This is a genomic window from Roseococcus microcysteis (assembly GCF_014764365.1).
Classification (GTDB): Bacteria; Pseudomonadota; Alphaproteobacteria; order Acetobacterales; family Acetobacteraceae; genus Roseococcus; species Roseococcus microcysteis.
This window is the reverse complement of the sequence record NZ_CP061718.1, coordinates 767,019-779,704: the sequence shown is the minus strand read 5'-3', so window position 1 is coordinate 779,704 and position 12,686 is coordinate 767,019. Positions and strand designations below refer to the sequence as shown.

Genomic DNA, 12,686 nt, shown 5'->3' with positions numbered 1-12,686 from the left:
ATGGTCATGGTCAATCACAATGTCGCGAATCAAGTTACGGACAAGGCTAGGAAAAAACCCCAACCTACGCCGCGTGCCCTGTCATCTGCCCGTCTGGACGAGGAAGTGCAGGGCGGCGAATTCTGGGTGCTGATGCGTGCGGCCGGGATCCTGATCGGCCTGGTGGTCGTGGTCGGCTGGATCATCAGTTGACCTGGCGGTGATCAACTCAAGGTTGCGTTACTGGCGCAGCACCTGCCCCCGTGCGGCCAGGAATTCCCGCACCGCCTCGACCAGCGCATCCAGGTCCGCATCGGACAGTGGCAGCGACAGGCTGATCATCCCGCGCCGCGCCACATAGATGCCGGCCGCCAGCATATCGAGGAAAAACAGTTCCCGCCGCTGCTCATCCTCCGGCGTGGAGGTGTAGGGCGCGGTGATGGCGCCGGCGCGGAAATGCACCGTCATCATGCTGCCCGCGCCGGTGAACTGCATGGGCAGGCCGGCTTCGGCGCAGGCGGCGTTGAGCCGCGCGCGCAGGGTCTCGCCGCGGGCGAAAAGGGCTTCCGCGGCCTCGCCGGTAAAGATCTCCCCCAGCGCCACCCGCCCCGCCGCCATGGACCAGACATTGTTGTTGAAGGTGCCGGCATGGGGCAGGGCATTGGCGCGGTGGCCGTTGAACACATCCATGATGTCGGCGCGGCCACCGAAGGCGCCCACGTTGAAGCCGCCCGCGATGTATTTGCCGAGCGTGGTCATGTCGGGCGTGATGCCATGCCGCGCCTGCATGCCGCCGGGTCCGTGGCGGCTGGTCATCACCTCGTCGAAGATGAGCACGGCCCCCGTCTCCGCGCAGGCCTCGCGCAGCGCGGCCAGGAATTCGCGGCTCGCCGGGATGCAGCCGCCCGAGCCCAGCATGGGCTCGACCAGCACGGCCGCCAGCGCATCGCCCGCCGCGCGGATGGCGGCGGCGGCGCCCTCAGGGTCGTTGTAGTCCATGAAGCGCGTGGGCACCGGCAGGTTTACCGCGCTGCGTTCCTTGGCGAAGGTCAGCACGCCGCCGTGATAGGCGCCGCGCGCCACCATCATGTCGGTGCGGCCGGTGAAGGCGCGGGCGGTGGCCAGCGCCATGATGTTGGCCTCGGTGCCCGAATTGGTGAAGCGCACCCGTTCCACCGACGGGAAGCGGGCGCACACCAGGCCCGCGAAGGCGGCCTCGTCCCGGCCGGCGGCCGCAAGGTTGATGCCGCGCGCCATGGCGGCCTGGGCCGCGGCGAGGATGCGGCGCTCGCTGTGGCCGAACAGCCCGGCCGTGTACTCGCCCAGGAAATCCCGGTACTCCAGGCCGTCCGCATCCCACAGCCGCGCGCCCTCGCCGCGCGCCATGCTGATGGGGAAGGGGGTCCAGAACAGCACCGAGCGCGTGCTGCCCCCGGGCATCACGGCCTGGGCGGCCTGGTGCGCTTCGGCACTGGCGGGCCGCGCCTTGGCATAGAGGGTGCGGGCCTCGGCCAGGGCGGCGTCGAGGTCGCTGTTGCGGCGTTCGGGGGCGTCGAGCGGGCTCATGGAGGAAGGCTCGCCCGGCCCCGGCCCCCGGGTCAACCGCCGAATTTCCTTGGGTGCGCGGGCGCTTGCCGCGTCGGACGGGCAGTCCGCGCTTGGCGGGGGCGGCGGGGGGGTGTAAGACCACCCGCATGGAACGTCGCCTCTTGCTGGGTGGCCTGGCCGCGCTGATCGCCGGTCCCGCCGCCGCCACCAATCGGCCCGTCATGGCCCCCATGGCGCCGCCCGAGGGCACACGCACGCTCACCGCCTCGCCAGAGGCGCTGCGCCGGCTGGGCGAGAGGCTGCTGCGCCTCGACGAGGATGGTCTGAACCCCGGCTGGTATGGGCTCGACGCCGTGCGCGCGCAGGACCCCTACGCCGTCGCCAATGCCGCCGCCGGCGCGCTGACCGACCTGGTGCAGGGGCGGGTCACGCAATTGCCGGGCCGTGTGGATCTACGCCGCAGCGCCGACCCCGCCGCGCTCGCCACCTGGTTCGAGCGGATCGCCGCCGCCGAGGAACCCGCCGCCGTCATTGACGCCGCGGCCCACCGGGCGCCGGGCACCCTGCCGCTCAAATCCGCGCTGGCCGCGGCGCGGCTGCGGGCCGAGACGGGCTGGGGCAGCGTGCCGCGCGGCAATGGCCGGGTGCTGGAGACGGGCCGGTCGGACGCGGTCCGGGTGCCCGCCCTGCGCGCGCGCCTCGCCGCGACCGACCCCGTCTTCGCCGCCGACCCGGGCGATGGCGATCTCTTCGATGCGAAGCTTGCCGACGCCGTGCGCCGCTTCCAGGCCCAGGCGGGGCTGGAGGCCGATGGCCGGGTGGGCGGTGGCACCATGGCCGCGCTGAACCGCACCCCGCAGGAGCTGGTGGACCAGCTCCGCGTCGCCCTCGACATGCGCCGCGCCGAAGCCCCCGCCCCGCGCGAGCGGCATGTGGACGTGAACATCCCCGATTTCCGCCTGGCCGTGATCGAGGAGGGGCGGACGCTGATGGACATGGTCGTGATCGTGGGCCGGGCCGACCGCGCCACGCCCATGATCACCACGCGGCTGACCTCCGTGCAGTTCAACCCGCCCTGGGGCGTGCCCCAGCGCAACGCCGCGCAGGATTTGCTGCCGCGGCTGCGGCGCGACCCTCAGGCGGTGGCGCAGCGGGGCTTCCGCATCTTCCAGCGCGTGGCGGGCGAGACGGTCGAGGTGGACCCCATGTCGGTGGACTGGCACGCCATCCGCCCCGACCGCTTCCCCTATTTCATCCGCCAGGATGCGGGGGATGCGAATGCGCTCGGCCGGCTGAAGTTCATCATGCCGAACCGGGACGACATCTTCCTGCACGACACGCCGGACCGTCACCTCTTCCGCATGACGGACCGCGCCTTCTCCTCGGGCTGCATCCGGCTGGAACGCCCGATGGACCTGTTGCTGCTGCTGCTCTCCGGCAATGGGGGCTGGGACCAGGCACGGGCCGACCGCGTGCTGGACAGCCGGCAGACCATCGTGATCGCGCTGCGCCGCACCCTGCCCATCCGGTTGCACTACGACACGGTGATGGTGCGGGGGAACGAGGTCCGGATCCGACAGGACATCTACGGGCTGGATGCCGCCTATGCCCGTGCCATGGCCGCGCCCGCGCGCGATGGCGTGCCCCTGGCCTCGCGGGGCTGAGCATGCGGCTCTTTGCGCATTCGTGCCCGGCCTGCGAGGGGCTGGAGGGGGTCTCCTGCGAACCCGTGCTGGGCCGCCGTGCCATGTTGGGCGGCGCGCTGGCGCTGGCCACCGCGCCGCTGGCCAGCCCCGCCTTGGCCCAGGCTGTGGCCGGCAGCACCCGCCGCATCAGTCTGCGCCGCATGCAGACCGGCGAGAGCTTCTCCGGCATCTACTGGCGTGACGGTCATTACGACCGCAGCGCCCTGCAACAGCTCGACTGGGTGATGCGTGACCCGGGCGCGCAGGAAGCGACGCCCATGGACCCGCGCCTCTTCGACGTGCTGGTGGGGGTCCAGGGCCGGTTGAATTCCGACGCCACCTGGGAGGTGGTCAGCGGCTACCGCGCGCCCGAGACCAATGCGGCCCGCGCTCGGCAGTCGCGGCGGGTCTCCACCGCCTCGCTGCACATGTCGGGCATGGCGGCGGATTGCCGCCTGCCGGACCGCAACTCGCTCGCCGTGGCGCGTGCGGCGGCCGATATGCAGGTGGGTGGCGTAGGGCTCTATCGCCGCGATGGCTTCGTTCACCTGGATTGCGGGCCCTCACGCCGCTGGTGAGGCGCCCCGCTCCCGCCGCACCGCATCCAGGATGGCGCGCCCGATGGGTGTGGCGGTAAGGCCCGCGCCATCTTCGGAAAGGCGCAGCCGCCAATTGGGCCGCTGCCGGTCGGTCCCTGGCAGGTTCACCGCCACGCGCTCTCCGGCCAGATCTTCAGCCTGCACAAGCAGGACCGCGCTGGGCGTGGCCGCGACGTGCCCATGGATGGCGGCCGCGATATCGGGCGTGAAGGGGCCGTCGGCCGCGCCTGCGGGCAGGGGGTGGCCGGAGGCGGCCAGGGCGTCCAGCAGTTGCGTGCGCTCGGCGGCGCGCTCGGCGCGGGCCGCGCGGGCGGCGGCGGCGTCGAAGAGACCCAGCGCCTCCCGTTCCCGGATGTCCTCGCCCTCCCACCAGCCGGCCAGCGTCGGCACGTCATGGGTGGCGACGCAGGCCACGGCGGCCTCGGGCCAGCGTGCGGGGGGAATGAAGCGCTGCCCCTCCCGCTCGAACCACAGCACGCGGTAGGACAGCAGCCCAGCCTCGCCCAGCGCCTCGCGCAGGCCCTCGGGCACGGTGCCGAGATCCTCGCCCACCACGGCGCAGCCGGCGCGGTGGCTTTCCAGCCGGATTTCGCCGAGCAGGCCGGGCAGGTCCTGCGCCAGGTAGCAGCCCTCCGAGGCCGGGGCGCCATCGGGCACGAGGAACAAACGCTTCAGCCCCAGCACATGGTCAATGCGCAGCGCGGCGGCGTGGCGCATATTGGCGCGGATGAGGGCGGCGAAGCCCGCATGGCCCTCTTCCATCGAGGCCACGGGGTCGGGCGGCGGCACGCCCCAGACTTGGCCCTGCGGGCCCAGCGGGTCCGGCGGCGCGCCCATGGAGAAGCCGCGCAAGGTGGGCAGGGCGCGGCACCAGGCCTCGGCGCCATCGGGGGCGGAGCCCACGGCCAAGTCACGGTAGAGCCCGGCCCCGCCGCGCGCGGCCTCGGCCAGTTGGCGGTCGGCCAGGAATTGCAGGAAGGCGTGGAAGCCCACGGCATCGGCGTGGCGCGCGGCGAAATCGGCCACGCTGCGGTCATGCGCGTGGGCCAGCCCCGCGCCCCAGCGCGCCGGATCGCCATGGCCATGGTGCTCGGCCAGCGCGCCATAGGTCGCGAAATCCTCGAGCGCGGTGCCGCCGGCGCGGCGGAATGCCTGAAATTCGGGGTCGGCGGCGCCCACGCGTGCCCATTCCGCGGCCAGCACCGCACGCTTGGCGGCCCAGGCGGCGTCGTAATCCACCTGATGCCCGGCACCAGGCCAAGTTAGACCCTGGGCAGAGGCCAGCCGTGACACGTCAATCAGGAAGGGTTCCAGGAAGCGCCGGTCGCTCGGCTGGTAGGGGCTGGCGCGGGCGCGGTCCATCAGGTGCAGCGCATGCGGCGGCGAGAGACCGAGCCAGAGCGCGCCCTCCGCCCGCAAGGCCCGGGCCAGCTCGCCAACCGCGGTGAAGTCGCCCAGGCCCTGGTCCCGCGCGTGGCGCAGCGCGTAGATCTGCGCGGTGGCGCCGAAATGCCGGCCCGGCGGCGGCGGCACGGCCTGGGCGGGCGCGATGGTCAGGTGGCAGAGCGCCGTGCCGTGTTCCAGCCGATGGCGGCCGCTGGGCAGAGGCGGCAGGGTGACGAGGCCATCCTGCGGCAGCAGGGCCAGTTCGCGCCGCTCCCCGCCTTCCAGATGCAGTGCGAGCGTCAGGCGGCGGGCCGTGCCCACCTTCAGCCGGGTGGGCTGGCCGGTGATGCCGGCGACATGGGGCGGCAGCAGCGGGACGGTCATGCGGCGGGCCAAGCTATCACGCGCCTGCGCGGCGGTCTCGGCGGGCAGGCCGAGCGCGCCGAGTAGCGCGCGCAGCGTGCCCTCGGGCACCAGATGCCGGCGCCCCTCCACGTCATGCCAGATGGGCGCAAGGGCCGCGGCCTCGGCGAGGCGGCCCAGCAGGGCGGGTTCCGGCGCCCCCGCCTTTCGGGCGGGCCGGCTTTCCTCCACCAGCAGCACGACGGAGCGCGGCGCGATGGAGAGCGGCGAGGCGGCCTCCCCCTCGCGCGCAGGCTCCGCGCTGTCGGCCAGCAGGCGCCAGCGATGGCCCCAGCGAGGCAGGGGCAGGTGTGCCACGGCTGCCGCCTCGTCGCGGTGGAAGAGCGCCACCACGCGGTCGCCCTCATGGTGCAGGGCCACCATCAGGCTGCGGGCGCGCTCCCAGGCGGCGCCCTCCAGCGGTTCGCCCGTGAGTGTCAGCCAAGCCACGTCCCGGAAGCCGTCCTGCGCCTCGCCGGTCAAGGGCACCGTGGCGTGCAGGGCGGGGTGGGCGAGGCGGGCGGCGATCAGGCGCGCGGTGAAGTCGCGCAGCGCGGTGTCGCCCTTCGCCCAGTCCAGCCAGGAGATGTCATTGTCCTGGCAATAGGCGTTGTTGTTGCCGCCCTGGCCGCGGCCCAGCTCATCGCCCATGGCGAGCATGGGCACGCCGCGCGCCAGCAGCAGCGTGGCCAGCAGGGCGCGCGCGTCATTGGCGCGGCGGGCGCGGATGGCGGGGTCTTCGGTCGCGCCCTCCACCCCGTGGTTCCAGGAGAGGTTGTCCGCCGTGCCGTCGCGGTTGAATTCGCCATTGGCGAGGTTGTGCCGCGCGGCATGGCTGACCAGGTCGGCCAGGGTGAAGCCGTCATGGGCGGTCACGAAGTTCACGCTGTCGCCCGGCCGCCCGGGCAGCAGGTCGGAGGAGCCGGCCAGCCGCGTGGCGAGGCGCCCGGCCATGCCCGCATCGCCCCGCCAGAAGCGCCGGACATCGTCGCGGAAGCTGTCATTCCACTCGCCCCAGCCGGGGGGGAAGGCGCCCAGGCTGTGCGCCTCCATGTCCCAGGGCTCGGCAATGATACGCCGGGTGCGCAGCACGGGGTCCTGGCGCATGGCGGCCAGCAGGGGGGCGTGGGGGTCGAAGCCGTGACCCTCGCGCCGGCCGAGCGTGGTGGCGAGGTCGAGGCGGAACCCGTCCACCCCCGCGCCCTCGGCCCAATGGCGCAGCGCGTCCATGACCAGGCGCAGCGGCCAGGGCCGGTCCAGCGCCAGCACATTGCCGCAGCCCGACTGGTTGGCGCCGGCGCGATACCAATGCGCCTCGCCCAGGCCGCGCAGGCTGAGGGTGGCGCCCTGGGCGTCGCTTTCGGCCGTGTGGTTGAACACCACGTCCAGGAGCACGCCGATGCCCGCCGCGCGCAGGGCGGCGACGGCGGCGCGCACCTCCGCCATGCCCCCGGGCGCAAGGCGCGGGTCCGGGGCGAGGAAGGCCACGGGGTTGTAGCCCCAGTAATTGGTCAGGCCGAGCGCGGGCAGATGCCGCTCATCCGCCCAGGCCGCGCAGGGCAGGAGTTCCAGATGCGTGACGCCGAGGCCCTGCAGATGCGCGATCACGGCCGGGTGGGCCAGCGCCGCGAAGGTGCCGCGGATGTCGGCCGGCACTTCCGGGTGGCGCATGGTGAGGCCCCGCACATGCGCCTCGTAGATCACCTGGGGGCGGGGGGGCAGCGGCGCCCAGTCCAGCGGGGGCAGGTCGGCCGTGACGACCGCCTTGGCCATGTGCGGCGCGCTGTCCTCCGCGCTGGGCGCGACGCCCGTGTCGAATTGGCTGGCATGGAAGGGCTGCGGCCGGTCCAGCGCCCGCGCCCAGGGGTCGATCAGCAGTTTGGCGGGGTTGAAGCGGCCGAGGCTGGCCGGCCCCTCCGCGCGCAACCCGTAGCGCGCGCCGACCCCCACGCCGGGGATGAGGCCGCGGAACACCTCGTCCGCGCCGGGGGTGAGCCGGTGCCGCGCCACCTCCTCCTCGCCCTCGAAGAGGCACAGCCAAAGGGCGGTGGCACCGGGGGCAGGAATGGCGACGGAAAGCCCCTTGGGGCCGGGGGTCGCGCCGAGGGCCTCAGCCACCGGCGCGCATTTCGTGGAACAATGTGGCATATCTCCGGGCGGAACGTGCCCAGGAGACATCGGTTGCCATGGCGTTGGCGCGCAGCCGCGCCCAGGTCTCGGGCTGGCGATAGAGGCGGATGGCGCGCTCGATGCTGGCCTGGAGCATGGGGTGGGTGACGGGGGCGAAGTTGAACCCCGTGCCGGCGCCGGCCGCCAGCGCCATTTCGTTGGCGTCCACCACCGTGTCGGCCAACCCGCCCACGCGCGCCACCAGGGGCAGCGCGCCATAGCGCAAGGCGCAGAGCTGCCCGAGGCCACAGGGCTCGAAGCGCGAGGGCAGGATTACCGCATCCGCCCCGCCATAGCAGAGCCGCGCAAAGCCCTCGTCGAAGCCGATGAAGCTGCCCACCCGGCCGGGATTGGCCGCCGTCGCGCCATGCACCCGGTCTTCCAGCGCGCCATCGCCGGTGCCGAGCAGCGCGATCTGCGCGCCATTGTCGAGCACGGCGGGCAGGGCCTCCAGCACCAGATCAATGCCCTTCTGCCAGGTGAGGCGGCCGATGAAGGCGAAGAGCGGCGCATCCGGGTCGGGGGCGAGGCCCATCCGCGCCTGGAGATGCACCTTGTTGGCGGCGCGTGCCGAGGGGTCCGCCGCATCGTAATGGGCGGGCAGCAGCGGGTCCGTCGCGGGGTTCCATTCGTCGGTGTCGAGCCCGTTCAGGATGCCCTCCAGCGCCCGCGCCCGGCCGCGCAGCAGCCCATCCAGCCCCATGCCCCATTCGGGCGTGCGGATTTCCGCGGCATAGCTGGGCGAGACGGTGGTGATGCGGTCGGCGAACCACAGCCCCGCCTTGAGGTAGCCCACCTGCCCGTAATACTCGACGCCGGCGGGACCGAAGGCGTCCCAGGGCAGGCCCAGCGCCGGGAAGATGTCGGCCGGGAACTGCCCCTGGAAGGCCAGGTTGTGCAGCGTGAAGAGGCTGGGCAGGCGCGGCGCGTCGAAGCGCAGATAGGCCGGCGCCAGCCCCGCCTGCCAGTCATGCGCGTGCAGCGCGTCGAAGCCGCCCGTCTGCGCCAAGGTCGCCGCGGCGCGCGAGAGGGCGGCGAAGCGCATCGGGTTGTCCGGCCAGTCCTGCCCCCAGGGGGCTAGGTAGGGCGAACCCCCGCGGGCAAAGAAATGCGGCGCGTCCAGTGCCACCACATGCTGCCCGCCCGGCGCCGCATGGACCAGCCGCGCGGGGCCACCCAGCAGATCGGGGAGGGGCTCCACCCGCTGCACGGTTTCGAGGGCCGCCATCACCGCCGGATAGCCGGGCAGCAGCGTCGTGACCTCGACGCCCTCGGGCGCCAGGGCGGCGGGCAGGGCGCCCACCACATCGGCGAGGCCCCCGGTCTTGATCCAGGGAAAGGCCTCCGACGCCACGGCCAGCACGCGCAGCGAGGGGCGGGGGGCGGCGGGCGCTGCGTCCTGCGGCATCGCCGAAGGCCTGGGCGGCCAGTTCACTTCAGCCGGTCCAGCATGGCCTGGGTGATGAGCACGACGCCGCTCTCCGACCGGCGGAAACGCTGGGCGTCCAGCTCGGGGTCCTCGCCCACCACCAGCCCCTCGGGAATGCGGCAGGAGCGATCCACCACCACGCGGGAAAGGCGCGCCCCGCGCCCCACATCCACGCCCGGCAGCACCACCGCCTCGTGCAGGCGGGCATAGGAATGGACGTGGACGTTGGTGAACAGCAGGGACCGCCGCGCCGAACCGCCCGAGATGATGCAGCCGCCCGACACCAGCGAGGAGATGGCCTCGCCCCGACGCCCTTCCTCGTCATGGACGAACTTGGCGGGAGGCACGACCTCGGCATGCGTCCAGATGGGCCAGTCCTGGTCATAGAGGTCGAGCGGGGGGACGATGTCCGTGAGGTCGATATTCGCCTCCCAATAGGCGTCCACCGTCCCCACGTCGCGCCAATAGGGCGAGGATTCGCGCACGGACATCACGCAGGAGCGCTCGAAGCGGTGCGCGACCGCGTGGCCGTTCTCCACGATCCAGGGGATGATGTCCTTGCCGAAATCATGGCTGGACTCCGGGTTCTCGGCGTCGCGCTTCAGCAGTTGCAGCAGATAGCGCGTCTCGAAGACGTAGATGCCCATGGAGGCGAGTGCCAGGTCCGGCCGGTCCGGAATGCCGGGCGGGTCCTTGGGCTTCTCCAGGAAGTTCGTGATGCGGGAATTGCGGTCCACGGCCATGATGCCGAAGCCTGAGGATTGCTCGCGCGGGAAGGCGAGGCAGGAGACGGTGACGTCGGCGCCGCTGTCCACATGCTGCTGCAGCATGCGTTCGTAGTCCATCTTGTAGACGTGGTCGCCCGCCAGGATCACGATGTGGCGCGGTGCGGCGTCCTCGATGATGTCAATGTTCTGGTAGACCGCATCGGCCGTGCCGAGATACCAGCTGTTCTCGCTGACGCGCTGGCTGGCGGGCAGGATGTCGAAGCTCTCGTTGCGCTCGCCGCGGAAGAAGTTCCAGCCGCGCTGCAAATGCCGGATCAGGCTGTGGGCCTTGTATTGCGTCGCCACCGCCACGCGGCGGATGCCCGAGTTCAGTGCGTTGGACAGCGCGAAGTCGATGATGCGCGACTTGCCGCCAAAATAGACGGCGGGCTTGGCGCGGCGGTCCGTCAGCTCCATCAGGCGGGAGCCGCGGCCCCCCGCCAGCACGAAGGCCATGGCGGTGCGGGCCAGGGGCGCGGGCGCCAATTGGCGGTCAGGCATCGTTTTCCTCCGGTGGCGGCCATTCTTCGGGCGCCAGATAGACAACAGCGAGTGGCGGCAGCATGACCCAGGCCGAGGCGGGCTGGCCGAAGGCGGGCATGTCCCGGGCGCGCACCACGCCGAGATTGCCGAGGCCCGAGCCGCCATAGACGGTCGCGTCCGTGTTCAGCAATTCGCGCCAGCGTCCGGCCGCGGGCAGGCCGATCAGATGCGCCTCGCGCGGGGCGGCGGTGAAGTTGCACAGCACGGCCACGGGCGCGCCGCCCTCACCGTCGTGGCGCAGCCAGGTGAAGGTGCAATCGGCGCTGTCATCGGCGTCAATCCAGTGGAAGCCCTCGGGCTGCGCATCGGCCGCGTGCAGCGCGGGCAGCGCCTGGTGCAGGGCGTTGAGGTCGCGCACCAGGGTCTGCACGCCGGTGTGTCGCGCGTGCTGCAACAGCCACCAGTCGAGTTCCCGCGCCTCCGACCACTCGCGCCATTGCGCGATCTCATTGCCCATGAAGAGCAGCTTCTTGCCCGGGTGGCCCCACATGTAGCCGAGATAGGCGCGCAGGTTCGCGAAGCGCTGCCAGTCATCGGCGCCGTCGCCGCCCTTGGGCATGCGCCCCAGCAGGGAGCCCTTGCCATGCACCACCTCGTCATGGCTGAGCGGCAGGATGAAGTTCTCGTTGAAGGCGTACATGAGGGAGAAGTTCATCAGCTGGTGGTGCCAGCCGCGATGGATGGGCTCCTTCGCCACATAGCGCAGCGTGTCGTTCATCCAGCCCATGTTCCACTTGAAGTCGAAGCCGAGCCCGCCTTCCTCGGCCGGTGCCGTGACGCCGGACCAATCCGTGGCTTCCTCTGCGATCATCACGGCACCTTGGCCGGCGCGCCGCACCAGCGCGTTGATGTGGCGCAGGCAGGCGATGGCGTCGCGGTTGTCATTGCCGCCATCGGCATTGGGCGACCATTCGCCGGGCCCGCGCGAATAGTCGAGGTGGATCATGGAGGAGACGGCGTCCACCCTGAGCCCATCGGCGTGGAAGCGCTCGATCCAGAACATGGCGTTGGAGGCGAGGAAGGCGCGCACCTCGGTGCGGCCATAGTCGTAGATGGCCGTGCCCCAGTCCGGGTGGAAACCGCGCTGCGGATCGGGATGCTCGAAGAGCGGCGTGCCGTCGAAGCGCGCCAGGCCATGCGCGTCCTGCGGGAAATGCGCCGGCACCCAGTCGAGCAGGACGCCGAGCCCGGCCTCATGCGCGGCGTTGATAAAACGCATCAGGCCGCGCGGCCCGCCCAGCCGCGCCGTCACCGCATGCATGCCCACGGGCTGATAGCCCCAGGAGGCATCGAGCGGATGCTCCATCACGGGCATGAGCTGGATGTGGGTGAAGCCGAGCGAACGGACATAAGGGATGAGGTCGGCCGCCAATTCATCCCAGTTCCAGAACCTCCCATCGGGGTGTCGCTTCCACGACGGGGCGTGAACCTCGTAGACCGACATGGGTTGCGTGCGCGGCGCGGATTTGGCGCGCGCGGCCATCCAGGCGGCATCCGTCCATTCGAAGCCGTCCAGATCCGCCACGACCGAGGCATTGGCGGGGCGCAGTTCCGCCGCGAAGCCGAAGGGGTCGGCCTTTAGCGGCAGCAGCGTCCCCGCGGGGCCGAGCAGCTCATATTTATAGACCGTGCCGGGGCCGATGCCGGGCAGGAACAGCTCCCAGATGCCGCTGTCCACGCGCCGGCGCATGGTGTGGCGCCGCCCGTCCCAGAAGTTGAAGTCGCCCACCACCGAGACGCGCTTGGCATGCGGCGCCCAGACCGCGAAGCGCGTGCCCGCCACGCCCCCATGCGTGCCGGGATGCGCGCCCAGCCGCTCATGCAGCCGATGATGCGTGCCTTCGAGAAGAAGATGGTCGTCAAGTGGGCCGAGTGCGGGGCCCAGCGCATAGGCGTCATGGACCTCCCGCGCGCCGGCCGGCTCATGGACGCGCAGCCGCGTGCAGGCCTCGCGCCGCACTCCGGGCAGGAAACCCTCGAAGAAGCCCTGCTCGCCGCGCGGCGCGATCGGCCGCGCACCCTGCGGCAACAGCGCCTCCACGCGCGAGGCGCCGGGGAAGAAGGCGCGCCACACCACCCCGCCCTCGGTCGCGTGCGGGCCCAGCAGGGCGAAGGGGTCGCCATGGGCGGCGGCCAGGAAGGAGGCCAGCTCCGCCTCGCTGGCGCGCCAGTCTTCCAT

At 72.1% G+C, this 12,686-nt stretch carries 8 protein-coding genes; 3 read left to right on the top strand and 5 right to left on the bottom strand.

Annotated features, from left to right (window positions below):
• The first annotated feature begins 6 nt into the window (after positions 1–6).
• Entirely contained in the window at positions 7–192 is a 186-nt protein-coding gene (locus ICW72_RS03615) for a hypothetical protein (protein WP_191084977.1), read from the top strand.
• 27 nt (positions 193–219) lie between these two features.
• Here ICW72_RS03615 and ICW72_RS03610 read toward each other — a convergent pair whose 3' ends face one another.
• Positions 220–1,545, bottom strand: a complete 1,326-nt coding sequence (locus ICW72_RS03610) for an aspartate aminotransferase family protein (protein ID WP_191084976.1) — start codon at positions 1,543–1,545, stop codon at positions 220–222.
• Between the two features lie 128 nt (positions 1,546–1,673).
• Here ICW72_RS03610 and ICW72_RS03605 point away from each other — a divergent pair, with 128 nt between their 5' ends.
• On the top strand, positions 1,674–3,191 hold the full coding sequence (locus ICW72_RS03605; RefSeq protein ID WP_191084975.1) for a L,D-transpeptidase family protein: 1,518 nt from the start codon (positions 1,674–1,676) through the stop codon (positions 3,189–3,191).
• A gap of 2 nt (positions 3,192–3,193) precedes the next feature.
• Positions 3,194–3,790: a DUF882 domain-containing protein gene (locus ICW72_RS03600; RefSeq protein ID WP_191084974.1), complete on the top strand. Its 597-nt coding sequence runs from the start codon at positions 3,194–3,196 to the stop codon at positions 3,788–3,790.
• Here the strand turns inward: ICW72_RS03600 and glgX are convergent.
• The 4 genes from glgX to glgB all read right to left on the bottom strand — a co-directional run bounded on the left by glgX (position 3,776) and on the right by glgB (position 12,686).
• On the bottom strand, positions 3,776–7,717 hold the full coding sequence (gene glgX, locus ICW72_RS03595) for a glycogen debranching protein GlgX (RefSeq protein WP_223880800.1): 3,942 nt from the start codon (positions 7,715–7,717) through the stop codon (positions 3,776–3,778). The two genes, ICW72_RS03600 and glgX, sit on opposite strands and share 15 nt — an antisense overlap.
• Complete coding sequence (gene glgA, locus ICW72_RS03590) at positions 7,710–9,137, bottom strand: glycogen synthase GlgA (RefSeq protein WP_191086106.1); 1,428 nt, start codon at positions 9,135–9,137, stop codon at positions 7,710–7,712. The genes glgX and glgA overlap by 8 nt, the downstream gene beginning before the upstream one ends.
• Positions 9,138–9,199: 62 nt before the next feature.
• A complete protein-coding gene (glgC, locus tag ICW72_RS03585) occupies positions 9,200–10,465 on the bottom strand; it encodes a glucose-1-phosphate adenylyltransferase (protein ID WP_191084972.1) in 1,266 nt (421 codons plus the stop codon).
• Positions 10,458–12,686 carry a 1,4-alpha-glucan branching protein GlgB gene (gene glgB, locus ICW72_RS03580; RefSeq protein ID WP_191084971.1) on the bottom strand — a complete coding sequence of 743 codons (2,229 nt, stop codon included), beginning with the start codon at positions 12,684–12,686 and terminating at the stop codon, positions 10,458–10,460. Before glgB ends, glgC begins: the two co-directional genes overlap by 8 nt.

Excerpts from the sequence above, each read along its gene's own strand:
- ICW72_RS03615 (WP_191084977.1), top strand. The coding sequence starts at position 7 with ATGGTCAATCACAATGTCGCGAATCAAGTTACGGACAAGGCTAGGAAA.
- ICW72_RS03610 (WP_191084976.1), bottom strand. The coding sequence starts at position 1,545 with ATGAGCCCGCTCGACGCCCCCGAACGCCGCAACAGCGACCTCGACGCC.
- ICW72_RS03605 (WP_191084975.1), top strand. The coding sequence starts at position 1,674 with ATGGAACGTCGCCTCTTGCTGGGTGGCCTGGCCGCGCTGATCGCCGGT.
- ICW72_RS03600 (WP_191084974.1), top strand. The coding sequence starts at position 3,194 with ATGCGGCTCTTTGCGCATTCGTGCCCGGCCTGCGAGGGGCTGGAGGGG.
- glgC (WP_191084972.1), bottom strand. The coding sequence starts at position 10,465 with ATGCCTGACCGCCAATTGGCGCCCGCGCCCCTGGCCCGCACCGCCATG.
- glgB (WP_191084971.1), bottom strand. The coding sequence starts at position 12,686 with ATGGAAGACTGGCGCGCCAGCGAGGCGGAGCTGGCCTCCTTCCTGGCC.